This is a genomic window from Pseudidiomarina sp. (genome assembly GCF_033722695.1).
Lineage (GTDB): Bacteria > Pseudomonadota > Gammaproteobacteria > Enterobacterales > Alteromonadaceae > Pseudidiomarina.
Map to the genome: position 1 here is coordinate 51,070 of NZ_JAWVYM010000001.1, position 25,504 is coordinate 76,573.

27 protein-coding genes and 1 tRNA gene are annotated in these 25,504 nt (G+C 51.8%); 23 read left to right on the forward strand and 5 right to left on the reverse strand.

Annotation, left to right across the window (positions count from 1 at the left end; all coding sequences use genetic code 11):
- Positions 1 to 14 precede the first annotated feature (14 nt).
- From R3196_RS00240 to R3196_RS00275, 8 genes are all read left to right on the forward strand, one after another.
- Complete coding sequence (locus tag R3196_RS00240; RefSeq protein WP_318934598.1) at positions 15 to 527, forward strand: OmpH family outer membrane protein; 513 nt, start codon at positions 15 to 17, stop codon at positions 525 to 527.
- A 4-nt stretch (positions 528 to 531) separates the two neighbouring features.
- The gene (gene lpxD, locus R3196_RS00245; protein WP_318934599.1) at positions 532 to 1,557 is read left to right on the forward strand and encodes a UDP-3-O-(3-hydroxymyristoyl)glucosamine N-acyltransferase; all 1,026 of its coding nucleotides are present in this window, start codon (positions 532 to 534) and stop codon (positions 1,555 to 1,557) included.
- A gap of 17 nt (positions 1,558 to 1,574) precedes the next feature.
- Complete coding sequence (fabZ, locus tag R3196_RS00250) at positions 1,575 to 2,030, forward strand: 3-hydroxyacyl-ACP dehydratase FabZ (protein WP_318934600.1); 456 nt, start codon at positions 1,575 to 1,577, stop codon at positions 2,028 to 2,030.
- Entirely contained in the window at positions 2,031 to 2,795 is a 765-nt protein-coding gene (gene lpxA, locus R3196_RS00255) for an acyl-ACP--UDP-N-acetylglucosamine O-acyltransferase (RefSeq protein ID WP_318934601.1), read from the forward strand. It abuts the gene before it with no gap.
- Positions 2,796 to 2,816: 21 nt separating this feature from the next.
- A complete protein-coding gene (gene lpxB / locus R3196_RS00260; RefSeq protein WP_318934602.1) occupies positions 2,817 to 3,995 on the forward strand; it encodes a lipid-A-disaccharide synthase in 1,179 nt (392 codons plus the stop codon).
- 104 nt (positions 3,996 to 4,099) lie between these two features.
- Complete coding sequence (locus R3196_RS00265; protein WP_318934603.1) at positions 4,100 to 5,056, forward strand: glutathione S-transferase family protein; 957 nt, start codon at positions 4,100 to 4,102, stop codon at positions 5,054 to 5,056.
- Positions 5,053 to 5,883 (forward strand): pirin family protein, encoded by an 831-nt coding sequence (locus tag R3196_RS00270; protein ID WP_318934604.1) that lies wholly within the window; start codon positions 5,053 to 5,055, stop codon positions 5,881 to 5,883. Before R3196_RS00265 ends, R3196_RS00270 begins: the two co-directional genes overlap by 4 nt.
- A gap of 34 nt (positions 5,884 to 5,917) precedes the next feature.
- The gene (locus R3196_RS00275) at positions 5,918 to 6,874 is read left to right on the forward strand and encodes an NAD(P)H-quinone oxidoreductase (RefSeq protein ID WP_318934605.1); all 957 of its coding nucleotides are present in this window, start codon (positions 5,918 to 5,920) and stop codon (positions 6,872 to 6,874) included.
- Positions 6,875 to 6,891: 17 nt separating this feature from the next.
- Here R3196_RS00275 and R3196_RS00280 read toward each other — a convergent pair.
- Positions 6,892 to 6,976 (reverse strand) — tRNA-Tyr (locus R3196_RS00280).
- 88 nt (positions 6,977 to 7,064) lie between these two features.
- On the opposite strand from R3196_RS00280, the gene xerD reads away from it, so the two are divergent.
- The 5 genes from xerD (at position 7,065) to lysS (ending at position 13,184) form a co-directional block, all read left to right on the forward strand.
- Entirely contained in the window at positions 7,065 to 7,973 is a 909-nt protein-coding gene (gene xerD, locus R3196_RS00285; protein ID WP_318934606.1) for a site-specific tyrosine recombinase XerD, read from the forward strand.
- A gap of 117 nt (positions 7,974 to 8,090) precedes the next feature.
- Positions 8,091 to 8,783 (forward strand): bifunctional protein-disulfide isomerase/oxidoreductase DsbC, encoded by a 693-nt coding sequence (dsbC, locus tag R3196_RS00290; protein WP_318934607.1) that lies wholly within the window; start codon positions 8,091 to 8,093, stop codon positions 8,781 to 8,783.
- 6 nt (positions 8,784 to 8,789) lie between these two features.
- Complete coding sequence (recJ, locus tag R3196_RS00295; RefSeq protein WP_318934608.1) at positions 8,790 to 10,502, forward strand: single-stranded-DNA-specific exonuclease RecJ; 1,713 nt, start codon at positions 8,790 to 8,792, stop codon at positions 10,500 to 10,502.
- Between the two features lie 46 nt (positions 10,503 to 10,548).
- A protein-coding gene (gene prfB / locus R3196_RS00300; RefSeq protein WP_318934609.1) for a peptide chain release factor 2 occupies positions 10,549 to 11,647 on the forward strand; the annotation gives its coding sequence in 2 pieces (ribosomal slippage) (positions 10,549 to 10,623 and positions 10,625 to 11,647; 1,098 coding nt in all).
- A gap of 19 nt (positions 11,648 to 11,666) precedes the next feature.
- On the forward strand, positions 11,667 to 13,184 hold the full coding sequence (gene lysS, locus R3196_RS00305) for a lysine--tRNA ligase (RefSeq protein WP_318934610.1): 1,518 nt from the start codon (positions 11,667 to 11,669) through the stop codon (positions 13,182 to 13,184).
- Between the two features lie 26 nt (positions 13,185 to 13,210).
- Here the strand turns inward: lysS and R3196_RS00310 are convergent, their stop codons facing one another.
- From R3196_RS00310 to ygfZ, 3 genes are all read right to left on the reverse strand, one after another.
- Complete coding sequence (locus tag R3196_RS00310) at positions 13,211 to 14,356, reverse strand: aminotransferase class I/II-fold pyridoxal phosphate-dependent enzyme (protein WP_318934611.1); 1,146 nt, start codon at positions 14,354 to 14,356, stop codon at positions 13,211 to 13,213.
- A gap of 165 nt (positions 14,357 to 14,521) precedes the next feature.
- Positions 14,522 to 15,010, reverse strand: a complete 489-nt coding sequence (locus R3196_RS00315) for a peptidylprolyl isomerase (RefSeq protein WP_318934612.1) — start codon at positions 15,008 to 15,010, stop codon at positions 14,522 to 14,524.
- A complete protein-coding gene (gene ygfZ / locus R3196_RS00320; protein WP_318934613.1) occupies positions 15,007 to 15,951 on the reverse strand; it encodes a tRNA-modifying protein YgfZ in 945 nt (314 codons plus the stop codon). The genes R3196_RS00315 and ygfZ overlap by 4 nt, the downstream gene beginning before the upstream one ends.
- 78 nt (positions 15,952 to 16,029) lie before the next feature.
- On the opposite strand from ygfZ, the gene R3196_RS00325 reads away from it, so the two are divergent.
- The gene (locus R3196_RS00325) at positions 16,030 to 16,302 is read left to right on the forward strand and encodes a succinate dehydrogenase assembly factor 2 (RefSeq protein WP_318934614.1); all 273 of its coding nucleotides are present in this window, start codon (positions 16,030 to 16,032) and stop codon (positions 16,300 to 16,302) included.
- An 18-nt stretch (positions 16,303 to 16,320) separates the two neighbouring features.
- Positions 16,321 to 16,590: a hypothetical protein gene (locus R3196_RS00330; RefSeq protein WP_318934615.1), complete on the forward strand. Its 270-nt coding sequence runs from the start codon at positions 16,321 to 16,323 to the stop codon at positions 16,588 to 16,590.
- On the opposite strand, the gene nadB is transcribed toward R3196_RS00330, so the two are convergent.
- Positions 16,571 to 18,175, reverse strand: a complete 1,605-nt coding sequence (gene nadB, locus R3196_RS00335; protein WP_318934616.1) for an L-aspartate oxidase — start codon at positions 18,173 to 18,175, stop codon at positions 16,571 to 16,573. The two genes, R3196_RS00330 and nadB, sit on opposite strands and share 20 nt — an antisense overlap.
- Positions 18,176 to 18,370: 195 nt before the next feature.
- On the opposite strand from nadB, the gene rpoE reads away from it, so the two are divergent.
- From rpoE to era, 8 genes are all read left to right on the forward strand, one after another.
- Entirely contained in the window at positions 18,371 to 18,949 is a 579-nt protein-coding gene (gene rpoE, locus R3196_RS00340; RefSeq protein ID WP_318934617.1) for an RNA polymerase sigma factor RpoE, read from the forward strand.
- A gap of 19 nt (positions 18,950 to 18,968) precedes the next feature.
- Positions 18,969 to 19,631 (forward strand): sigma-E factor negative regulatory protein, encoded by a 663-nt coding sequence (locus R3196_RS00345; protein WP_318934618.1) that lies wholly within the window; start codon positions 18,969 to 18,971, stop codon positions 19,629 to 19,631.
- On the forward strand, positions 19,618 to 20,622 hold the full coding sequence (locus R3196_RS00350; RefSeq protein WP_318934619.1) for a MucB/RseB C-terminal domain-containing protein: 1,005 nt from the start codon (positions 19,618 to 19,620) through the stop codon (positions 20,620 to 20,622). The genes R3196_RS00345 and R3196_RS00350 overlap by 14 nt, the downstream gene beginning before the upstream one ends.
- 2 nt (positions 20,623 to 20,624) lie before the next feature.
- Entirely contained in the window at positions 20,625 to 21,059 is a 435-nt protein-coding gene (locus R3196_RS00355) for a SoxR reducing system RseC family protein (RefSeq protein ID WP_318934620.1), read from the forward strand.
- A gap of 89 nt (positions 21,060 to 21,148) precedes the next feature.
- The gene (gene lepA / locus R3196_RS00360) at positions 21,149 to 22,960 is read left to right on the forward strand and encodes a translation elongation factor 4 (protein WP_318934621.1); all 1,812 of its coding nucleotides are present in this window, start codon (positions 21,149 to 21,151) and stop codon (positions 22,958 to 22,960) included.
- 15 nt (positions 22,961 to 22,975) lie between these two features.
- Positions 22,976 to 23,899, forward strand: a complete 924-nt coding sequence (gene lepB, locus R3196_RS00365; protein WP_318934622.1) for a signal peptidase I — start codon at positions 22,976 to 22,978, stop codon at positions 23,897 to 23,899.
- On the forward strand, positions 23,900 to 24,595 hold the full coding sequence (rnc, locus tag R3196_RS00370; protein WP_318934623.1) for a ribonuclease III: 696 nt from the start codon (positions 23,900 to 23,902) through the stop codon (positions 24,593 to 24,595).
- Positions 24,595 to 25,503: a GTPase Era gene (gene era / locus R3196_RS00375; protein WP_318934624.1), complete on the forward strand. Its 909-nt coding sequence runs from the start codon at positions 24,595 to 24,597 to the stop codon at positions 25,501 to 25,503. Before rnc ends, era begins: the two co-directional genes overlap by 1 nt.
- Position 25,504 lies beyond the last annotated feature (1 nt).

The window sequence follows — 25,504 nt, forward strand, 5'->3', positions numbered from 1 at the left end:
TCAAAGGAGTTTTTGTGAATAAATTAATTAAAACAACCGCTATTGCAGCATTATTATCCACGGCTGTTTTTGCGCAGTCTGCTGAAGCCCAGCAAAAAGTGGGCGTCGTGAACTTCCAGGCCGTATTTCAGAATCTGCCACAAGCTCGTGAAATTGAAACCAAGCTGCAGGCTGAGTTCAAAGACCGTATTGAAGAAATTCAGACTATTGAAAAGCGCATGAGCGAACTTCGCGAGAAGCAGCAACGTGACGCTTCAATTATGTCGCCAAGTGAGCGTCTGGAACTTGAGCGTGAGTATGAAATGCTTGAATCAACGCGTCAGCTCAAGATTCGTGCGTTACGTGAAGATACTAATCGCCGTACCAGCGAAGAGCGCGATAAGCTGATGATGGACATCGCCCGGGCTACTCAGACCGTAGCCGGTGAGAACAAGTTTGATCTGGTTATTCAGAGTTCAGCTGTTGCTCATGCGGTCGAATCGGCTGATCTGACTGACGAAGTACTGGCTAAAATGACTGGTAACTAAGCCAATGCAAGCAATGACTTTGCAACAGCTCGCTGATGCAATTGGGGCGGACGTGCGCGGCAATGGTTCAATGACCATTGCTGGCGTCGGCACTCTGGCCTCAGCTCAGCCGGGGCAAATTGCCTTTCTGGCCAATGAGAAATATCGGGTGCAACTGGATAAGACCTGTGCCAGTGCCGTTATTGTGGCACCCAATGTGAGTGTGCCTGACCATCTGGCCGCGCTGGTTACAGCTAATCCTTATGCTGGTTTCGCGCGGGTCGCTCAGTTACTCGATACCACGCCCAGCCCGGCGCAAGGCATCGATGCCAGCGCGCAGATTGCGGACAATGCCAAACTTGGACAAAACGTCCATATTGGCCCGAATGCCATTATCGCTGAAAATGTTCAGTTAGCTGATGATGTGGTTATCGGCGCCGGTTGTTATATAGGGCCCGGCGTTATTATCGGCTCCGGCACCCGCTTATGGCAGCACGTGGTTATTTACCACAATTGTGTAGTAGGCAGTCAGTGTCTTATTCACAGTGGCACCGTGATCGGTGCTGATGGTTTTGGCTGGGCCAATGAAAACGGTAAATGGATTAAGATTCCGCAGTTAGGTCGGGTGGTAATCGGCGATCGGGTTGATATCGGCGCCAGCACGACCATTGATCGCGGCGCGCTGGATGACACTGTTATCAGTAATGGCTGTATTATTGACAACCAGTGTCAGATTGCCCACAACGTATTTATTGACGAGGATACCGCTATCGCAGGCTGTACCGTGCTGGCGGGTAGCTGTCGCATTGGTAAACGCTGTCTGATTGGCGGCGCTACAGCAATTAATGGTCACATCGAGATTTGTGATGATGTGCAGATTAGCGGTTTCTCAATGGTTATTAAAGAAATCAGTGAACCTGGTATCTATGCTTCAGGCATCCCTGCGGCGCCCCATCGGGAATGGCGCCGCAACGGTGCGAGATTCCGCCAGCTGGATGATCTGTTTCAGCGGGTAAAAGTTATTGAGAAGAAACTCGACAGTAGCCAATAAAGCCGGAGATTTATATTTTGTCAGTAAACGATGGTGCCTTCGATATTAAAGAAGTGATGAGCCTGTTACCTCATCGCTATCCCTTCCTGCTGGTGGATAAAGTAGTCGCTTGTGACAATAAAAGCGCTATCCACGCGGTAAAAAACGTTACGGTTAACGAGCCAATTTTCACCGGGCATTTTCCGGGTAATCCGATTTTTCCCGGGGTTCTGATCCTTGAAGCCATGGCGCAGGCCGCCGGTTTACTTGGTTTCAAAATTACCAGCAGCAGACCCGGAGCTCGTGATCTATACTTGTTTGCGGGAGTTGATAATGCCCGTTTTAAGCGACAAGTACTGCCGGGAGACACTATGGATTTGCATGTAACCTTCGAAAAAGAACGCCGCGGTATCTGGGTGTTCAAAGGGCGCGCCGAAGTTAACGGTGAACTGGCCTGTAGTGCAGATATTATTTGCGCAAGAAGAGAAACCTAAGTGATTCATCCAACAGCGATTATTGATGAGGGCGCAAAACTCGGCCGGAATGTACGGGTGGGTGCCTATTCGATTATTGGTGCGAACGTTGAAATTGGTGATGACTGCGATATTGGCCCTCATGTGGTATTGCGGGGCCCGACAACGCTCGGACGGGGTAACCGCATTTTTCAGTTCGCGTCGGTAGGCGAAGATTGCCAGGATAAGAAATACGCTGGCGAACCAACTCGGCTGGTGGTTGGGGATAATAATATTTTTCGCGAGTTTGTTACCGTTCACCGCGGCACAATTCAGGATCAGGGCGTTACCAGCATAGGCAGCGATAACCTGCTGATGGCGTACGTCCATGTTGCCCATGACTGCGTTGTTGGTAATAACGTCATTCTGGCGAATAACACGACTTTAGCGGGTCATGTTCACGTTGGCGACTGGGCTATTCTGGGTGGGTTTACCGGCGTTCACCAGTTTTGCCATATAGGTGCCCATGCATTTACCGCCGTCAACTCTGTGGTGGTGCAGGATATACCGCCTTATATTATGGCGCAGGGGCATAATGCCGTACCACGAACCATCAATAGTGAAGGCCTGAAACGCCGTGGTTTCACTAATGAGCAAATCACCAACATTAAGCGCGCATTTAAGATACTTTATCGCAAGGGCCTGACGATTAACGAGGCCGTTGCGCAACTGCAGGAACTTGATGCCGACGAAGTCCGGTCGATGATTGACTTCGTGCAAAACAGTTCCCGCGGTATCATTCGTTAAATTCAGCGAGACCCACCCGTTATGACCGAACAATCTTCAGCAGCCCCTGTTATCGCCGTGATAGCAGGGGAGCATTCCGGCGATCTGCTGGGTGCCGGCATGCTGCGGGAACTCCGCAAGCAACATCCGGGAGCTGAGTTTATTGGTGTTGGTGGACCATTAATGCAAGCCGAAGGGCTGACCTCTATTGTACCTATGGAGGATCTCGCAGTGATGGGTATAGCTGAGGTGCTGGGCAGTCTTTTTACTTTACTGAGCCATCGCCGTAAGCTGGTTAAACACTTTAAAGCCGTGCGGCCCGCTGTTTTTGTTGGTATCGATGCGCCGGATTTCAACCTGCCCATTGCGCGACTGCTGAAAGCTTCAGGGATCCCCACTATACAGTATGTCAGCCCGTCAGTGTGGGCATGGCGGCAAGGGCGGATAAAGGGTATTAAAGAAGCGGTTGATCATGTGCTTTGTTTACTGCCTTTTGAAAAAGCTTTTTATGATGCGCATGATTTGCCAGCAACCTTTGTCGGGCATCCACTGGCTGACACGGTGCCGCAAAGCTGGTCGAAAACTGAGGCCCGTACCGAGCTGGGTCTGGAAAACTCGGGTTCTCTGGTGGCCATTCTTCCCGGCAGCCGCGCCGGTGAAATTGCCCGGCTAGGCCCAATTTTTCTGCAGGCGGCCGCGTTGTTATCGGAACAGAATCCGCAGCTGCGCTTTATCGCCCCAATGATCTCTGAACCGCGCGCTGAGCAGTTTCGGGCATTGCAGCAACAATATGCTCCAGCGCTGTCGATTAAGCTGTTAGAAGGCCACTCCCGTAGCGCCATGGCGGCGGCTGACGCCTTATTACTGACCTCGGGTACTGTGACTCTCGAAGCCATGCTTATCAAGCGGCCTATGGTGGTTGCCTATAAATTCAATTGGCTGACGTACCAACTTATTCAACGCTTGTTTAAAGCCGCATTCTTCAGTCTGCCGAATTTGCTAGCAGGCCGTGAACTGGTACCCGAACTGCTGCAACAGCAGGTGACGCCGGAAAGTCTGGCAACGGCTGTTGATGAGCAGCTAAATCAACCATCAGACTCACTAATAGAAACCTTTGCGACACTTCATCGGCAATTACAACAAGATGCCGATCAGCTCAGTGCGCGCGTCGTGGGGGAAGTCGGTCACTTAGCCAGGCTCGCTGAAAATTCGAATAAATAGAACGTTCATACCGTTTAAACGCGATAATAATTCGAACTTACTCCGTCTATACTTAATTTCTCGATAAACTAATTACCGCTGAAACAGCAACGGGGAGTCAGACTATGGGCTTATTGGTAGATGGGAAATGGCATGATAAGTGGTATGACACGGATAGCACTGATGGCCGCTTTGAACGCAGTGAGTCGCAGTTTCGTAATTGGATAAGGAAAGATCCGGACAGTGAATTTCCGGCCGCCCGTGACCGCTATCACCTTTATGTTTCCTACGCGTGCCCCTGGGCCCACCGAACCCTTATTTTTCGAGAGCTGAAAGGGCTCGGGGACATCATCCCGGTGTCTGCTGTACAGCCATTAATGCTGGAAAATGGCTGGGAATTTGGTGAAGCGCCCTTAAATGATCCGCTCTATGACGCTAAATTTCTGTATGAACTTTATCTAAGAGCCGACGATAATTACAGCGGCAGGGTTACCGTTCCCATACTCTGGGACAAACAGCAGCAAACCATAGTCAGCAATGAGTCGGCCGATATCATCCGCATGTTTAATAACGAGTTTGACCATCTCACTGGCAATACCCTCAACTTCTACCCTGAAGCCAGACAATCGGCAATTGACTCTATAAACGAGCAGGTTTATCACACCATAAATAATGGGGTGTATAAATGTGGGTTTGCCACCACTCAGGACGCCTATGAAGAAGCCTATGAAGCGCTTTTTAATTCGTTAGATGATATTGAAGCAATACTGGCGAAGCAGCGTTTCCTCGTTGGTGATGAAGTGACTGAAGCGGACTGGCGTTTATTTACCACGCTGATGCGTTTTGATGCAGTTTATTACAGCCACTTCAAAACCAACCAGCGGCGCATTACCGACTACCCGCATCTGTGGGATTATTTAAAGGCGCTGTATCAGGTCAATGGTGTAGCCGACACTGTCGTGATGGAGCACATTAAAAAGCACTACTATGGTAGCCATACAATGATCAACCCAACGGGTATTGTGCCCGTTGGGCCGGCGATAAACTTTGATGAACCCCATCAGCGCGGAGAGGTATTATGAGCGGCATTATTCGTAGTCGGCATCGCGGCATTCCCGCGCAGGACGGCGCCGGAGTGAAACTGACCCGGATTATTAATCAGCCGTCGCTGCGTTATCAGGATCCGTTTCTGATGCTGGACGAGTTTCGTTCTGATAATCCCAATGATTATATTGCCGGGTTCCCGCCGCATCCACATCGGGGCTTTGTCACTCTGACTTATATGCTGGCAGGGCAGATGGCGCATGAAGATTCTGAAGGTAACAGCGGCGTGGTGGGAGCCGGCGGAGCGCAATGGATGAAAGCTGCCCGTGGCATTATTCATGGCGAGATGCCCAAACAGGAAGATGGCTTGATGTGGGGCTTCCAGCTATGGATTAACTTGCCTGCAGCAGAGAAAATGAGTCAGCCGGAATGGGCTGATCATCCTGAACACAGCGTTCCAAAAATAGCTTATGGTGAGTCGGAAATCCGGGTTATCGCCGGTGATCTGGAAGGACACCGTGGACCGGTCCAGCAACCTGAACAGCGACTGCTGATGGCGGATCTTCGATTCCGTGACAGCACTGCGATTCCGGTTAAAAACTATGGTCAGGCCGCCCGGCTCGCGTATGTATATCAGGGTTCCGTAATGATAAACGGCGAAGCGGTTGAGCGCGGCGAGTTGGTTCGTCTTGATTCCGATAGTAACCTGACCCTGAGTTCCGTCGACGGGCACTCTGGAATGATTTTGCTCGCCGGCGAGCCAATTGGTGAGCCGGTTGTCCAGTATGGTCCATTTGTGATGAACACGCAGGCTGAAATAGAACAGGCTATCCGTGACTATCAGCAAGGCCGGCTAGCCGGTTAGCAGCCGCTCATGAGCTAATTTTGGAGTAAATATTATGTACGGTATTGTTGCGGTTGATGGTAAGCCAAAACAGCAGCCAATTGAGCCCGGAACCCCTGGTGCGCAGGAGTTGACGATTGAAGTGGCGTTTGCCGGCATGAATCGTGCCGATCTGGTGCAGCTGGCTGGACATTATCCGCCGCCGCCAGGAGCATCCAAAGTACTAGGCCTGGAAGTGAGTGGCCGGGTTACGGCAACCGGCGGTGCAGTCAGTCGTTTTAAAGTTGGCGATGAGGTTTGTGCTTTATTAAGCGGAGGCGGATACGCCAGCCATGTTATTGTTCCGGAAGGCCAGGTTAACCCAGTGCCTGAGGGGATGACCTTGCGTGACGCTGCGGGTATCTGTGAGGTTTTCGCCACCGCCTGGTTCAATCTTTATATGCTGGCAAAGCTGACGACTGCAGAGCGATTGCTATTGCATGCCGGGGCGAGCGGTGTCGGGCAGGCGGCTCTGCAACTGGCGGCGATAACCGGTAATCCGGTCTTTGTTACCGCTGGTTCAGACAGTAAAATAGCGTTGTGTAAGCAACTGGGAGCAGAGGCGGGCTGGAACCGCCATCAGGGCAGTTTTGTGGATGCTGTGCAGGAATGGGGCGGCGCTGACGTCATTCTTGACCCTGTAGGTGGCGACTATATTGGCTGGGACCAGCAGGTACTCAGAGCAGACGGTCGTCTGATATTAATAGGCCTGATGGGTGGACGCGAAGCCCAGCTGGATCTTGGCCGGATGCTCATGAAGCGGCAGCAAATTCAGGGCAGCACGCTGCGCAGCCAACCGGTGGCTGTGAAAGCCGAGATCATGGCGCAGCTGCGGGAGCATTTATGGCCCCACTTTGAGAGCGGCCGCTTAACTGCCAACATAGACAAAGTCATCAAGCTTGCGGAACTGGAAACAGGTATCAAACTAATGCAGGAAAACGCGACGCAGGGAAAAATTATTCTGGAGATTTAACCGGGACATTAAAAAAATGGTGGAGGGGGCAGGATTCGAACCTGCGAAGGCTGAGCCGTCAGATTTACAGTCTGATCCCTTTGACCGCTCGGGAACCCCTCCGACTGAAGAGCGCGCATAATAGCAGATTGAGTCGATCTGTAAACCCCGATATGATGATATCCGAACGCTATCACAGCCAGAGAGTGCCATGCCGACAGTTGTCAGCCCCGAAATTGACGAGATTATAAGCGGTTTTCTTGATCGGCTGTGGCTGAAGCAGGGCGTTAGCAAGAACACCAGCGCCGCCTATCAGAATGATTTGCGCAGCTTTCAGGACTATCTGAGCCGGCAGAAAAGCTCGGATCTACTGGCCGTTAACGTGAATGATCTGGAAGATTACCTGTTATGGCGCCGGCAACAGGGCTTGTCGCCACGGAGCACGGCGCGGGCATTAAGCGCCCTGAAAAAGTTTTATCACTATGCGCGCACCGAGAACCTGTGCTCAAGTGATCCTACTGCCCGTCTATTACGGCCCAAGCAACCTCAGTCCATCCCCCATTCGTTATCTGAATCTGAAGTGAACGCCTTACTGGACGCGCCCGATACCGAGGATCCGCTGCAGTTGAGGGATCGTGCGATGTTGGAGGTTCTTTATGCAACCGGGCTGCGGGTTACCGAGCTGGTGCAACTGACGCTGAGTCAGGTTTCCTTGCAGCAGGAACTGGTCAGGGTAATTGGCAAGGGCAATAAGGAGCGGCTAGTGCCGCTTGGGGAGGAGGCCATGGACTGGTTGCAGCGCTATTTAAAGGAAGCGCGTCGCGAGCTTCATGAACAGCCAGGCGACTGGGTATTTGTTACCCGCCGGGGCGGCCCTCTGACACGTCAGGCGTTCTGGCACCGGATTAAGTTTTATGCTGGTCAGGCCGACATAAGGTCTCACTTATCGCCCCACACCTTACGACATGCGTTTGCGACCCATTTATTAAATCACGGCGCGGATTTACGGGTGTTGCAGATGTTACTGGGGCATAGCGATTTGTCGACCACCCAAATTTACACGCATGTAGCCAGGGAGCGTTTGCAGCAATTGCATGCGACGCATCATCCCCGTGCTTAAATTGCATTCTGCAGGGCATCGGAGTAACGTTATCCGCTGTGAAGCAATCATCAACCTCTATGAGTAGTGAAACGAATAATGAAAAATTCTCTATTAAGTTTAATAGTCCTCGGTTTAATGGCCTGCAGCCCACAAGGTGATGCTCAGGATAACCACAATACAAAGTCGCCGGCGACGGATATTGATACCACCCATCTGCAGCGGATGGGTTTTACCATCGAACAGATCAGCCCTTCATCTGTTGATGGTTTATACGAGGTTATCACCAACGAAGGCTTGGTTTATGTATCGGCAGACGGCAAGCAGCTGGTCAGTGGCCGGATCTACGACATCACCGGTGAGCAGCCTGAAAACTTAAGTGAACAACGATTGCAGAGTATGCGGTTGCGCGATCTCGAAACGGTCAGCGATAGCGTTATTGAATTTACTGCACCCGACGAAAAACATGTCATTTGGGTATTTACCGATCCGACCTGCGGCTACTGTCGTCAGCTGCACGAAAATCGGGCGAATTACCTCGCTGAAGGCATTACCATCCGTTATCTAGCCTGGCCCCGCACCGGGTTGCAGGGAACTGCGTTTAAGCAGTTGCAACAAGTCTGGTGTGCAGCTGATCCAGCTGCTGCTCTGACAGCGGTGAAACAGGATCAGCCAGTTCGCTCCGGTGAGTGTGACGATCCGGTAGCCGAGCATTACGCGTTAGGTCAGAAGTTTGGTGTGCGCGGAACGCCGGCTATCGTGTTGGAGTCGGGACGTTTATTGCCGGGTTTATTACCACCACAGAAATTACTTGAGGAAATCCGGAAATAAACAGCCATGGGATCCGTTCGTATTCAACGTTATCCGGCTGCGGATATTTCGGCGTTACCTGAAGATATTCCATTAATAATCAGGCAGGTACTTGCAAGACGGGGCATTAAAGGACCGTCACAGCTGGATCTCTCGACCCAGGGCTTGCCGCACTTTAATACATTAAAAGACGTCATGGCGGCGGCGGAGCGCATTGCTGCGGCGCTGAGGCAACAGCAACGTATTTGCATCTGTGGTGACTTTGATGCTGACGGGGCCACCTCCACGGCGTTGATGGTTTCAGTTCTGCAGGCGATGGGCGCAAGCCATATCGGTTACATTGTGCCCAACCGTTTTGCTGATGGTTACGGTCTTTCGCCTTCGGTTGTTGAGCAGGCCCGACTGCAGGGTGCTGAACTTATCATTACCGTGGATAGTGGGATTTCCTGCCATGCCGGTGTGCAGGCCGCCAATGCTGCGGGCATAGACGTGGTTATTACCGATCATCACCTGGCCGGCGCCGCGTTACCGCCAGCTCATGCGATTGTGAATCCGAACCAACCTGAATGCCAGTTCCCCGGTAAGTCCATTGCCGGGGTGGGCGTGGCTTTTTATGTATTGCTGGCTTTAAGACAGCACCTGCGTAAGAACGGACAGCCGACGCCAAACCTTGCCGACTGGCTGGATCTGGTGGCGCTGGGCACTGTTGCTGATGTGGTTAAACTGGATGGTGTGAATCGAATTCTGGTACAACAGGGTTTGCAACGGATTAGGGCTGGCCATTGTCGCCCTGGTATTCAGGCGCTACTGGAAGTGGCCGGTCGCGATCCGGCTAGTTTACAGGCTGCTGATCTTGGCTTTGCTGTAGCTCCTCGTATTAATGCAGCAGGCCGGCTTGATGATATGGGCGCTGGCATTGAATGTTTGCTGGCCAGTGATCTGAATCAGGCCCGCATCATGGCCAGAGAACTTGATCGCCTGAATAAAGATCGCCGGCATATCGAGACCGAGATGCGCGAAGAGGCGGAAACTTATGTCAGCGGCCTGACCGATGATGCTGAGCAACTGCCGCCGATATTGGTTCTTCATCAGTCCGGCTGGCATCAGGGCGTGGTGGGGATAGTCGCCGGGCGGGTTAAGGAGCAGTGTCACCGCCCGGTAATCGCCTTCGCTGAAGCTGAACCGGGTTGGCTCAAAGGCTCGGCCCGTTCCATACCGGGTTTGCATATTCGCGATCTGCTGGAGCGCCTACACACTCTGCATCCAGAGCTGATCGAGCGCTTTGGCGGGCATGCCATGGCGGCCGGGCTGACTCTGCGTAGTGAGAATTTGCCGGCGTTTCGGACAGCTATTACAGTTATCGCGGAAAGCTGGCTCGAGCCCGGGCAACTGAATCGAACCTTGTGGTCCGACGGCGAGCTAGGCCCCGCTGGCTTTACCGAGCCATTTGTAAAGCTGATAGAAAGCTATGGCCCCTGGGGCCAGGGCTTCAGCGAGCCAATGTTTGACGGTGAATTTACGGTAGTTAGTCAACGCTTAGTGGGGGAGCGCCACCTGAAGCTGGTATTGCAGGGGCCTGATCGTGTGACGCTGGATGCCATCGCCTTTAATATTGATACCGGTTTATGGCCGGACAATAGCGTCAGGCAGATCCACGCTCTGTATAAACCACAATTAAATCACTTCCGCGGACGCACCTCGGTGCAGCTGCTGCTAGAGCATTTTACTGCTTTGCGATAGAATACACGCCTTTTTCCGAATTCAGCGAGTTGCGAGCAAAATCTATATGTTTGAAACCAATGCCACTTATGTAGCAATTAAAGAAATGCGCACGCGTAGCGAAGCGCTCCGGGGGTATCTTTGACTACGCTAACAAGGTTGAACGTTTAGAAGAAGTCACCCGTGAACTTGAAGATCCCAAGATTTGGGATAATCAGGAGCGTGCGCAGTCGCTGGGTAAGGAACGCGCCGCGCTCGAGCAGATTGTAGAAACCCTGAACAATCTCCAGCAAGGCCTGGAAGACGTTGAGGGGCTGGTCGATCTCGCGGTTGAAGCCGAAGATGAAGAAACCTATCGGGAAGCCGTGGCTGAACTTGAGCAACTTGAAGGCCAACTGGCGACACTTGAGTTCCGCCGGATGTTTTCCGGTGAGATGGATGAGTCTGACTGTTACCTTGATATTCAGTCTGGTTCTGGTGGTACGGAAGCCCAGGACTGGGCCAATATTTTGCTGCGCATGTATCTGCGCTGGGCTGAAGCCCATGACTTTAAGGCTGAAATCACCGAGTTATCTGAGGGTGAGGTCGCCGGTATTAAATCGGTTACCGTCCGTATTCAGGGTGACTACGCATATGGCTGGCTACGTACTGAAACGGGCGTACACCGGCTGGTCCGCAAGTCGCCCTTTGACTCAGGTAATCGTCGGCATACCTCATTTGCTTCAGTGTTCGTGTATCCTGAGATTGACGACTCAATTGAAATCGAAATTAACCCGGCCGACCTGCGGGTTGATACCTATCGGGCTTCGGGCGCGGGTGGTCAGCACGTTAACCGGACAGACTCCGCAATCCGTATTACCCATGAGCCTTCAGGTATTGTCGTGCAGTGTCAGAGTGATCGGTCCCAGCACAAGAACCGTGATGCAGCCATGAAACAATTACGCGCTAAACTTTACGAAATGGAATTGCAGAAGCAGCTGGCAGAGAAGCAGGCGCTGGAAGACTCAAAATCAGATATCGGCTGGGGCAGTCAGATCCGCTCATATGTGTTGGACGATGCCCGAATCAAAGACCTTCGCACCGGCGTGGAAAACCGTAATACCCAGGCGGTATTAGATGGTGCTCTGGATCCATTTATTGAAGCGAGCCTGAAGTCAGGCCTGTAAAAAAACATAGGAAGCAGAAATGAACGATAAAACGCATGGCACTGAGCTGGATGTAAACGAACAAATCGCTCAGCGTAAAGCCAAGCTTGCTGCGCTCCGTGAGCAGGGCGTTGCCTTCCCGAATGACTTTCGCCGTGACAGCCTGGCGGCAAACCTGCATCAGCAATACGATGGTGTTGAAAAAGAGGAATTAGCGAGCCAGGGGATCCGGGTTAAGGTAGCGGGTCGCATGATGACCCGTCGCATCATGGGGAAAGCAAGTTTTGCGACCTTACAGGATATGTCAGGCCAGATTCAAATCTATGCGGCACGAGACAACCTGCCCGAAGGATTTTACAACCAGGAATTTAAAAAATGGGATCTTGGCGACATCATTGGCGCTGAAGGAACGTTATTTATTACTGGCACCGGTGAATTAAGTATCCAGGTTGACGATCTTCGTTTGCTCACGAAAGCATTGCGGCCATTACCCGACAAATTTCACGGACTGGCTGATCAGGAAACCCGTTACCGTCAGCGCTACCTCGACTTAATCACCAATGATGAGTCCCGTAAGACCTTTATTATTCGTTCTAAAGTGGTCGACTATATTCGCCGTTACCTGGCCGCCAGAGAGTTTCTGGAAGTAGAAACGCCGATGATGCAGACCATCCCGGGTGGAGCCGCAGCGCGTCCTTTTGTGACCCATCATAATGCGCTGGATATGGAACTCTTTCTGCGCATCGCGCCGGAGCTTTACCTGAAGCGACTGGTGGTCGGGGGCTTTGAGAAAGTCTTTGAAGTAAACCGGAATTTCCGCAATGAAGGCCTGTCAACGCGGCATAACCCTGAATTCACTATGCTGGAATTTTACTGGGCTTATGCTGACTATCAGGATCTGATGAACCTGACTGAAGATATGCTGCGCGGCATGACTACTGAAATACTGGGTGCGCCGCAATTTGAAAGTGAAGGCATTCAGTATGACTTTGGCAAGCCCTTTACCCGCATGACTGTACTGGAAGCCATTCTGGCCCACCTGCCGGAAGCGACCGCAGAGCAGTTATCTGATCTGGAGTCGGCCACGGCACTGGCGGGCAAGCTTGGTATTCATATTAAGAGTATCTGGGGCCTGGGTAAGGTTCAGATCGAGATCTTTGAAACCGTAGCGGAAGATAAACTGATTCAGCCGACATTTATTACAGCTTATCCGGCAGAAGTATCGCCGCTGGCGCGCCGTAATGATGACGATCCCTTTATTACTGACCGTTTCGAGTTTTTTGTCGGCGGCCGCGAACTGGCGAACGGCTTCTCGGAATTAAACGATGCCGAAGATCAGGCTCAGCGTTTCCGTGATCAGGTTGAGCAAAAAGAAGCGGGTGACGATGAAGCGATGTTTTATGATGAAGACTATATCACCGCGCTGGAGCATGGTTTGCCCCCCACTGCAGGTGAAGGCATCGGCATCGATCGACTGGTCATGTTACTGACTGACTCACCGACTATCCGTGACGTCTTGCTGTTTCCTCATATGCGGCCCAAAAAAGCGGGTCTGTAACAGGCGACAGCCTGGCTGATCTGCGATCACGGCATAGCCTGTAACAGATCAGCCAGCAATTCATGCTGATCTTCGATACCAACTGATAAACGTAGTAAGTCAGCCGGACAGGGGCTGCCGGGGCCTTCAACGCTCGCACGGTGTTCAATCAGGCTTTCCACGCCGCCTAGCGAGGTGGCACGTTTCCAGAGCTGGGTATTCGCGGCAACGTGAATCGCGTCCGCTTCACCACCCGCAATACGCACTGATAGCATGCCGCCGAAAAAGCCTTGCATTTGCTTTGCGGCTATTTCATGGCCGGTAAAAGATACTAAGCCGGGGTACAGAACTTCGGCGATTGCCGGGTGCTGCTCCAACTGTTGAGCCAGGAACAGCGCGGTGTTGCAACTTTCGCGAACGCGCAGGTGCAGGGTACGCATGCCGCGCAGCAGCTGTGCTGCGTCATGTGGGCCGGGGACGGCTCCGCCCTGGGCGCGGACTGCACGGATCCGCTGCCAATAGGCGTCATCGCGCGCGCCAATCAGGGCGCCGGCAATAACGTCTGAATGACCGTTCAGATATTTGGTACAGGAATGCATAACTACATCAGCACCCAGTGTCAGCGGCTGCGTCAGGAGTGGGGTAGCGCAGGTTGAGTCAACGGCGACCTGTGCACCTGCTTCATGGGCAAGAGTGCTTATCGCCGCAATATCACTAATAGTCCACAGTGGATTGCCGGGAGTTTCCAGCCATACCAGCTTCGTGCGGCCAGGCTGGAGATGCTGCTTCAGCGCCTCGACATCGGTCATATCAATAAGCTCAATCTTAAGGCCCCAGTTGGTGGCAAAATTGAGCAGCCAGTTACGTAGCGACCAGTACATGACCTTCGGGGCCAGCACGTGATCTCCCGGAGCCAGTGCCAGAAATACCGCTGTTGCCGCCGCCATACCGGAGCCAAACAGCAGTGCTTCATGGCCTTGCTCAAGTTCACATAATAGCGATTCTACCGGCTTATAGGTGGGGTTATCGGCGCGGGAATAGACATTGCCACTGGGGTAGCTGTTATCTTTGCCACGAATATAGGTCGTTGCCACATGAATGGGCAGCACGACCCCTTGGCTTTCCGTATCAATTTTACCCAGCGCCTGCGCCAAGGCCGTTTTAGGAGAATATCCGTATTTCTTATGCGACATGAAGCGCCCGTTAATCAGCTGATATGGAAACAGCTACGATAGCATAACCGGCGGTTTAGCCGCCAGAGGAAGCACCATTCGGACATAAAAAAACCGCCGCCATAAGGCTGCGGTTTTTATTTCCTGATTCAGCTAGTTAGTCTACTTGTATAAGAAGCTAGTAAATCAGCCGTGATCGTGGTCGCCGTCGCTGTGCACGTGGCCGTGATCCAGTTCGCTGGCAGTCGCATCCCGAACTTCTACAACTTCCACATCGAAGTTAAGCGGAACGCCGGCTAACGGATGGTTGCCGTCAACAGTTACTTCGTCATCGTTGACGTCGACGATCATGACGGATTGCTCGCCTTGATCGGTGCTGGCGCGGAACTGCATGCCAGGAGCTACTTCGCTATCGCCAAACAGGCTGCGAGGCACGGTCTGAATCAGACCTTCCTGACGTTCGCCATAGGCATCAGCCGGGGCAATTTCAGCAACGAATTTATCGCCTTCGGATTTGCCGGCAAGGGCATCTTCCAGGCCTTTAATGAGCATACCGCGACCAAAGATAAACTGTAGCGGCTGGCCTTCTTTAGACTGATCCAGTACCTGACCTTCTCCGGTTTTCACGGTGTAGTGAATACCAACGACTTTGTCCTGGCTAATTGTTTGACTCATGATTCATCCAAGTTATAAGGCAGTGGGTAAATTTCCAAAAGACTCGCGTCATCGCCTTTAATACGTAGCTGGGTATCCTCACCGATATCGTGAGGTAGTACAGCTAACACATCAAGTTGTTGCTCTGCACGGCTCACTGCATTAATTACCGTGCCGGCACGACGCCAGTTGTCACCAAGCTGCTGTTCCACCGTTGTTCCCGGCGTCACTGCATTACCCTGGCCACGCAGGCGAAAAAGTGCACGCTTCTGCTTGCCCAGATATTTCATCCGGGCGATGGTCTCCTGGCCGATATAACATCCCTTCTTGAAACTGATACCATGCAGAGCCTGCACGTTCAGCATCTGGGGTACGTATTCCAGTATTGTACCCGAAAGCAGGGTAGCACGGCCACGTTCGATTTCCAGTGCATGCCAGGCGGATGCTTCGGCATTCGCCGGAAAATCATCTTTACTGGTCACATACAGATATTGATCGGGCTGTGAACCTAACTTCAAAACAACACCGTCAGCGGTTTGAGTGACCGGCTGGTCGCTCTCACTATTAAGCGGTTGCTGCACAAAGTCAGCTAAATGTGCCGGCGCAGCAGTACCGAAGACACCGTAACAATGAAGCTCGTCACTGGCATCGGTAATCTCCACCTTGCTGAATACTCCAAACTTCTGCAGTTGGGCGAGCGTTTCGCGCAACGCCGGTAAGGCCGTAATCAGTAGTACGCTATCGCCATACCGACAGACAAACAAGGTACTCATTGCTTTGCCTTTATTGTCGCAGTGGGCGCTGAATAACCAGTTGTCTTGCGACAACTCCCGCATATCGCAGGTCAGCTGACCTTGCAAAAAAGTCTCAGTCTGAGAACCAGAAAGACGGATTACTCCGTAATCCTGCAGGGAAACTGTTACGTATTCCGGTGGAGCTTTGGTAAACTCTGGTGCTGGCACATTCAACCTCGTCGTCTCTCGTTTACAAGTACTAAGTGGGGACAGATTAAGAGTATACAAGGGTAAAAAGGATTCCAAATGGAAAAGCTGCAACAATCTGCAGAATTATTAAAAAATAAAAACCGTTTACGCTGGGCTTGCCGGCGCGGCATGCTGGAGCTGGACGTACTCTTTATGCCCTTCGTGGAAGAGGCCTATGATGATCTTGATGCCGAACAGCAGGAAGTATTCCGGCGCTTGCTGACCTGTGACGACCCAGATTTATTTGCCTGGTTTATGGGGCATCAGAAGTGTCCGGACGCCGAATTGTCAGCTATGGTCGCGACTATTCTGAGCCGGGTGAAAGTCTGATTAGATGAGTGGGCATCAGTGGCAGATTTCACTGCAGCCGTGGCGCTGGACGCAGCGGCGCAGTTCGGTCTGGGGTATCAGTACGGATACCGCCGTTTGGGTGTGTCTGGCAGATTTGGATCAACATTGCTGGCGCACCGACGCGCCGATTTTGATAAGCCCATGGTGCGCGGTATTTCGAGTGGTCAATACCGATTCCGGCCGGTATCGGTGGTTATGGTTCTGGCGCCACTGGATGAGCGAAACCGATTACCGACGGTTAACGCGGTTACTTTGCCTGTGGCGTGAGTACGGTCGATAGTGCCGGCTCGTGGCTATCCGGATAGTCGAGATTGTAATGTAAGCCGCGGCTTTCTTTACGCTGCATCGCACTGCGCACTATAAGTTCAGCGACCTGTACCAGGTTTCGTAATTCCAGCAAATCGTTGCTGACGCGGAAGTTACTGTAGTATTCGTGAATTTCCTGCTGCAGTAGTTCAATTCGGTTGAGTGCTCGCTGCAAACGCTTGCTGGTGCGAACTATGCCAACATAATCCCACATAAACAGGCGCAATTCGTGCCAGTTATGCTGAATAACCACTTCTTCATCTGAGTTAATAACCTTACTTTCATCCCAGGCAGGCAGGTCGCAACGTAATGAGACTCCGGCCAGCTGATCGCGGATATCATTAGCCGCTGCCCGCGCAAACACCACGCACTCCAATAACGAGTTACTCGCCATCCGATTCGCGCCATGCAGGCCGGTACAGGCAACTTCACCAATAGCATAAAGGCCGGGCAGGCTGGTACGGGCGTTTAAATCAGTTTTTACGCCGCCACAGGTATAGTGGGCAGCAGGAACTACCGGCATTGGCTCGCGACTGATGTCGATACCGAGGCTCAGGCATTTATCATGAATAGTTGGAAAGTGCTTGCGAATAAATTCCGGGGACTGATGGGAAATATCCAGATACATGCAATTTGCGCCTAAGCGCTTCATTTCATAATCGATTGCCCGGGCGACGATGTCGCGTGGTGCCAGTTCCGCATCAGGATGAAAATCGGGCATAAAACGGCTGCCATCCGGGCGTTTCAGCACCGCGCCTTCACCACGCAAGGCTTCAGTAAGCAAAAAGGTATGGGCTTTAGGATGAAATAAGCAGGTTGGGTGGAACTGGTTAAATTCCATATTCTCGACCTGACAGCCTGCCCGCCAAGCCATGGCGATACCATCACCACTGGCTACATCCGGGTTACTGGTATATTGGTACACTTTACTGGCGCCACCGGTGGCCAGTGCGACAAAACGTGCACTGACGGTTTCCACGCGCTCGGCCTGGCGATTCCATATATAAGCGCCATAGCAGCGGGGTTCAGCGGCGATATGTTTGTGGGTAATTAAGTCGACTGCGTTATAGCGCTCAAACAGACGAATATTGGGGTGACGACGGACCTGGTCAACCAGAGTTGTTTCGACTACCCGGCCGGTCGCATCTGCAGCGTGCAATATACGTCGGTGGCTGTGGCCACCTTCCTGATTCAGGTGATAACGGGTTTCGCCGTCCGTATTCGCTTCCTGATCGAAGTCCACACCCAGCTGAATCAACCACTGCAGGCACTCTTTCGCCTGGCGGGTAGTAAATTCAACCGCCTTGGGATCGCAGAGTCCGGCACCGGCAATTAAAGTATCTTCAATATGACTCTCAATGCTATCATTCTCGTCGAATACGGCGGCGATACCGCCTTGAGCATAATAGGTTGCGCCTTCAGTAAGGGGGCCCTTCGACAATACGACAACCTGCGCGTGATCTGCCAGTTGCAAGGCCAGCGTAAGACCGGCCGCACCACTGCCAATAATGAGTGCATCGCATTGATAATCACTGGTTTGTTTCATAAAGTATGGAAATGCCCTAGAGCAAGATACAGAGCGAAAAATCGCTTAAATGACAACGGAATAGCAGCGATTTTACTCTTTTTGATTATTTTTGCGAACTTTTTACTTACAAGCCGGTCAGAATTTGCAGTTAGGAATAATTGTAAAGTGGGCCTGGAACCTGGAAATGTATGGAGTTAAGGAGTACAGGCTCGAATGAGTGAACCAGAAACTGATAACGCCTTAGTGCAGCGAGTGCAGCAGGGTGATCAACGAGCCTTTGATTTGCTCGTTAAAAAGTATCAGCACAAAGTCATGAGCCTTATCGCCCGTTATGTAAAACAGCAGGCAGATGTTCCGGATGTTGCTCAGGAAGCCTTTATAAAGGCATACCGGGCATTAGATAATTTTCGGGGTGACAGTGCCTTTTACACCTGGTTGTATCGCATTGCCGTCAACACGGCGAAAAACTATCTGGTCTCGCAGGGGCGAAAGCCGCCGGCCAGTGACGTGGACGCCAGCGACGCTGAATATTTTGAGGGGGCCGGGGCTTTAAAAGACACCGCCACTCCTGAAAATTTGTTATTAACGGATGAGATCCGCGATGTGGTTATGCGGACCATTGATGGGTTACCCGAAGATCTTCGTCGTGCGATTACACTACGTGAGATTGACGGTTTAGGTTATGAAGAAATTGCAATAGAAATGGATTGCCCTATAGGTACAGTACGATCCCGTATATTTCGGGCTCGTGAGGCAATAGACCAACAGTTACGCCCATTATTGGAGCGCTAACTTGATTCGAGGAAATGATATGTCAGATCGCCGCTTAGAAAAGACCTCCGCTTTGCTGGATAACCAGGTTGCTGATCAACAGCAATTGGCCAGTGAGCTGGATGTGCTGCTGGCCGATGAAGAGGCTTGCCAGAGCTGGCAACGTTATGCATTGATTGGACAAGTTATGCGCGGTGAAGCGGAACTGAACCAACCGCTGGATATCAGCGCTCAAATCCGTTCGCGGTTGGCCGCAGAGCCAGCAGTTAAAGATACTGTGGTTAAACCTGACTTTGGTCAGCGTGGTCGCCCGGCAGGCAATTCTGGAGGCATTCTGATAGATGCGGCCAGCCGCTGGCTGAAGCCGGCCGGTAGTATCGCCATTGCTGCCAGTGTCGCAGTCGTTGCAGTGCTTTCCGTGCAGCAGCCGCTGATTGATCCAGCTGGTACTGATGGGGTTGAGCCAACCCTGGTTACCACACCTTTCGGTGGCCGTAATCCGGTTAGTTATAATACCGTAATTGAAGATAATAACCCGTCGCAGGCGGAGCTGGCGCAACAGCGCCAGCTGCTGCAGGCTTATATGCGCGACCACCAGCACCAGTTGCAACTGTCACTGCAGGAACGTCAGTCTGAAGCCGAGCCAGAAGTTTCTCCGGCCGCACCGGTAAAGCCGAAAGCCGATAGCAATGACAACAATTAAATGGTGTATTTTTGGAATCTTTTGCTTAGTCGTTAGTGGGAATGCTCTGGCTCAGCAACCAGAGCAGGCCAATGATAGTGTAGAACGCGCGGAAAATGCCGGCATGATTTGGTTTGATCGTATGTCGGAAGCGCTGCGCAGACTCAACTTTGAAGCAACTTTGGTGCAGACTCAGGGCGATCGCATTCAACCCATGTTATGGATGCACGGGCGTCATACTGACGATCTCGAAGTTGAACTGTTAATTTATTTAAATGGTGCTGATATCCGTATTCTCCGGCTTGGCGACCATACCTCCTATTACTTCCAGCCCACAGATAATTCTTACTCGCTGCAAAGCGATGTCACTTATGGACTACTGCCAGCCGCATTTTACGATAAGTTTGAGCGGTTACAGCCCTATTATCAGGTTCTGGCAGGCCGGGGTATGCGCGTGACTGGGCGCGAAACCCAGTACCTGCGTCTGGTTAGCCGTGATAACAGCCGTTATCACTATAGTCTGTGGGTTGATCGCGAGAGCGGCATGTTAATGAAGATGCAAATGATGACGCCGCAAGGCGAGATTCTTGAGCAGATCCAGCTGACATCATTTCAGCAACGCGCTGAACTGCCGGTTTCCCTGAACGACCTGCGTGGCGTGCAGCGCCCCCCGCGGCTGCATGACAGCCGGCCGGTTTCGCCCGCACAGCTGGGCTTGGTTCCTGGCTGGATGCCGGCCGGCTTTGAGCTACAGCGCAGTAATCGCAGATATTTATATGAAACCCAGGTTGCCGCTGATTATTTTCTCTATAGCGACGGTCTGACGGATGTCTCCGTGTATCTGTCGGAAGCCAGTGAGCAGGGATTACCGCCGTTGGCCTTCGAAGGGCCGGAGTCTTTTATTAACGCTATCATTAACGGCCATTCGGTGACGGTAGTGGGTAAGCTACCGCTTGATACGTTGCGACGGATAGCTGAAAATATCAGTACCACAAAAACTGCGGTAAATTAATTATGATTCGGGAAGTTGCTCAGATCACAGCGATTCACCCAGACTCGCTGCAAGTGACCACAGAGTTGAAAACAGGTTGCTCAGGTTGCAAGCAACAATCGACTTGCGGTGCCGGTATTGTTTCAAAGGCTTTCTCTGACCGTCGTGCTGAGTTTCTCGTGCAGCGCCCGCCGGGCGATTTTATGGTTGGGCAGCAGGTGGAATTACTCCTGCCGGAAGCGGTACTGACCCGATTCTCGCTACTTATTTACATGGTGCCGATTCTGGTTCTTTTACTCAGTGCAATACTGCTTACGCAGGCGTTGGAATGGCCGGAAGGTCAGGCTATACTCGGCTCGCTGCTGACTTTTGGTGCGAGCTTCTGGTTGGTGCGGCGGTGGCTGCATTTGCGTGATGTACAGGTCACCCAACTACTCAGTGTTCAGCAAATCACCTGAAATCTCCCGAAATTCCTTTGTTCCGTGCCGCAGAATCAGTATGATCTCCGGTTATTGTCGTATTCTTATAGCTTTTTGCGGGGGCGTTGATGCCAGAACGGGCGTTTAATCAAGCAAATATTCGTAATTTTTCAATTATTGCGCATATTGATCATGGCAAATCTACCTTATCCGATCGTCTTATCCAGCACTGCGGTGGTCTGGCCGATCGTGAAATGGCTGCGCAGGTATTGGATTCCATGGACCTTGAACGGGAACGCGGTATCACCATCAAAGCGCAGAGCGTAACCTTACATTACACCGCTAAAAATGGTGAGACTTATCAGCTCAACTTCATCGACACCCCGGGGCACGTCGACTTCTCCTATGAAGTATCGCGCAGCCTGGCTGGTTGTGAAGGGGCCTTACTGGTGGTTGATGCGGCGCAGGGCGTCGAAGCGCAAACCCTGGCGAACTGCTACACGGCCCTGGATATGGATTTGGAGGTCGTGCCGGTACTGAATAAAATTGATCTGCCGCAGGCCGATCCGATGCGCGTGGCTGAAGAAATTGAAGATATTGTCGGCATCGAAGCCGTTGATGCGGTGCAGTGTTCAGCGAAAACCGGCCTTGGTATTGATGACGTACTGGAACGTATTGTCACGCAAATTCCTGCGCCTCAGGGTAATGCCGAAGAACCTCTACAAGCACTTATTATTGATTCATGGTTCGATAATTATCAGGGTGTCGTGTCCCTGGTGCGCGTTAAAAACGGCATATTGCGTGCCGGTGATAAAATGAAAGTGATGTCGACCGGGCAATCGCATCAGATCGACAAAGTCGGTTTTTTCTCACCCAAACCAACCGAAACCGGTATCCTGCGTTGCGGGGAAGTAGGCTTTGTTATTGCCGGTATCAAAGATATTCTTGGAGCACCGGTGGGAGATACCCTGACGCTGGCAAAAAACTCAGCCAGCGCGCCATTACCTGGCTTTAAGAAAGTAAAACCTCAGGTTTACGCAGGAATGTTTCCAATATCCTCCGATGACTATGAAAGCTTCCGGGACGCCTTGGGTAAACTTTCACTGAATGACGCCTCATTATTTTATGAGCCGGAAAACTCCAGTGCTTTGGGTTTTGGTTTCCGTTGCGGTTTCCTCGGCATGCTGCACATGGAAATTATTCAGGAGCGGCTTGAGCGTGAATACGATATTGATCTGATCACCACTGCACCAACCGTAGTCTACAAAGTTGTGCGCAAAGATGGCGTCGAAGTGAAGGTGGACAACCCGACTAATCTGCCGCCAGTCAATGACATTGAAACGATTTATGAGCCGGTCGTTGAAGCCAATATTCTGGTGCCCCAGGAATATCTGGGTAATGTAATAACGCTTTGTGTAGATAAGCGTGGAATGCAGACCAAAATGGCCTATCACGGCAAGCAAGTTGCGGTGACTTATGAGTTGCCTATGGCTGAAGTTGTGATGGACTTCTTCGACCGCCTGAAGTCGACCAGTCGTGGTTACGCTTCTCTGGATTATCAGTTTAAGCGTTTTCAGGAAGCTGACATGGTCCGGGTTGACGTACTGATTAACGGTGAGCGGGTTGATGCGCTGGCGATGATCACCCATCGCGACAATTCCCAGAGCAGGGGTCGCCAGCTGGTCGATAAAATGCAGGAACTCATTCCGCGGCAGATGTTCGATATCGCCATTCAGGCGACAATCGGTAACCACGTTATTGCCCGGACCACAGTTAAGCAGCTTCGTAAAAATGTAACTGCTAAGTGTTACGGTGGTGATGTAAGCCGGAAGAAGAAACTGCTGCAGAAGCAAAAAGAAGGTAAAAAGCGGATGAAGCAGCTGGGTAACGTAGAAGTACCGCAAGAGGCCTTCTTAGCCGTACTAAAAGTTGGAAAATAATAACAGGAACAATCAATGGCAAACTTTTACTCTGTTCTGCTGACAGTTATTACACTGCTGGCCGGTATTATCTGGTGGTATGATGCCCGCTATAAAAAAAGTGCCCGGCGGCAGCGCATTGCTGAAGAAGAACAGCGGCTACAGCAGAAGCTGGACGAGCAGGCGCGTGAGCGCATAGCTCCGCAAGGTAAAATTGCTGAGTTTGCGCAGTCAGTATTTCCGATTCTACTCATTATCCTGTTGCTCAGGACCTTTCTGTGGGAACCATTCCGGATTCCGTCAGCGTCCATGATGCCAACGATGCTGGCGGGTGACTTTATCCTGGTTGAGAAGTTTAGTTATAGCCTGCGAGATCCGGTCTGGCGGGCTGAGCTCATGGAAATGAATAAGCCCAAGCGCGGTGAGATTGCGGTTTTTAAGTATCCGCCGACGCCTGAAGTTGACTACATTAAACGTATCATCGGTCTGCCCGGTGATCGTATTATTTATCGCAACAAGACACTTTATCTTGAGCCGCCTTGTGTGAATGAGAGTACCGTTTGTCCGCAGGCGCGCGTGATTCGCGAGAACGTGGCCCAGCAGGATATCGTTTATTTTAGTGGTTCACAGCCACTTGAGCGCTACCGTGAGCAAATCGGTGAAGTCAGCCATGAGATTTTAATTGACCCGAGCGTAGCGCCGCGAACACGTTTTTATTTACAGCAGGATGGCACTGCCATCGATGAATGGATTGTGCCTGAGGGCGAATACTTCTTTATGGGCGACAACCGTGATAACTCGGAGGATAGCCGCTACTGGGGCTTTGTGCCGGAAGATAATCTGGTTGGCCGCGCGGTATTTATCTGGATGAGTTTTGAAATGGATCGCGATCGCAATAGCCTGTTACCAGAATGGATTCCGACTGGTATTCGCTGGAGCCGCCTGGGACAGGTGCATTAAGTGAGCTTACCTAAGCCGCCGATTGCCGAGCTGGAACGCGCTCTGGGCTATCAGTTTTCGGATGCCGCCTTGTTGCAGCAGGCGCTGACGCATCGAAGCGCCGCCGCTCAGCACAACGAGCGACTGGAGTTTCTGGGTGACTCAGTGCTTGGTATTATTATCAGCGAAGCGCTCTACGAACGCTTTCCGAACATCGATGAAGGCGACCTGAGCCGGATGCGGGCGACCTTAGTTTGTGGTCGCTCTCTGGCTAAACTGGCTCAGCGATTTAAGCTTGGAGCGCATTTGGTACTTGGCCCCGGTGAACTCAAAAGTGGAGGCTTCCGACGTGAGTCTATATTGGCTGATGGTGTTGAAGCGCTATTAGGAGCAATGTATCTGGAAAGTGATCTGGCAAGCTGCCGGCGAGTGGTGCTGAACTGGTTTGAAAAAGATTTAGCGACCATCAAGCCCGGTGCCGGACATAAAGATCCGAAGACCCGGTTACAGGAATATTTGCAGGGCCTTCAGTTGCCTTTACCTGATTACGAGGTGGTAGCTACCCAGGGGCAGGCTCATAACCAACAATTTACCGTAAGCTGCAAAGTGACCGGATTGGCGCAGCCAGTAACGGGTACCGGCACCAGCCGCCGCAAAGCAGAACAACATGCCGCAACCCTGGCGTTAGCCGCGTTGTTGCAACAGGATACTAAATAATGAATGAAGCCGAATTTCAGTCTGAATCTGCGTTTGTCGCTATCGTTGGCCGTCCCAATGTGGGCAAGTCAACGCTGCTTAACCGCATTCTCGGCCAGAAAATCAGTATTACCTCAAGCAAACCTCAGACTACCCGTCACCGTATTCTGGGTATTGAAACTGAAGGCGATCGCCAGATTGTTTATGTCGATACGCCAGGGCTGCATCAGGATGAGAAAAAAGCCATTAACCGGTTGATGAACCGGACTGCCGCCAGCTCAATGAGCGGCGTTGAAGTGGTGTTGTTTGTGGTTGAAGTGAACCGCTGGAGCACTGATGATGAAATGGTGCTGAACAAGCTGAAGAAAATTCAGCGCCCGGTGATACTGGTGGTCAATAAGATTGATCAGGTGAAGGACAAAGCCAGCCTGTTGCCGCAATTACAGCAACTGGCACAGCGGCATGATTTTGTCGAAATAGTTCCTTTATCCGCCGAGACCGGTGATCAGGTCGAGGCACTGCGCAAGCTGGTGCACAATTACGCGCGTCCGGGTGCACACCATTATCCTGATGATTATGTTACGGATCGCTCGGTGCGTTTCATGACGGCCGAAATTGTTCGTGAAAAGCTCATGCGTTTTACCGGCGAAGAGGTGCCCTACAGCACCACGGTCGAAATTGAGCAGTTTAAAACAGCACCCAATGGCACCACCCATATTCACGCGCTCATTCTGGTCGAACGGGAAGGGCAGAAACGGATGATTATCGGCGCTGGCGGTGCCAAACTGAAGACCATAGGCACCGAAGCACGGCGCGATCTGGAAAGTCTGATTGATGGCAAAGTATTACTGAAACTCTGGGTTAAAGTGAAGTCGGGCTGGGCCGATGACGAACGGGCCCTGCGCAGTTTGGGTTACCAGGAGGATTAAC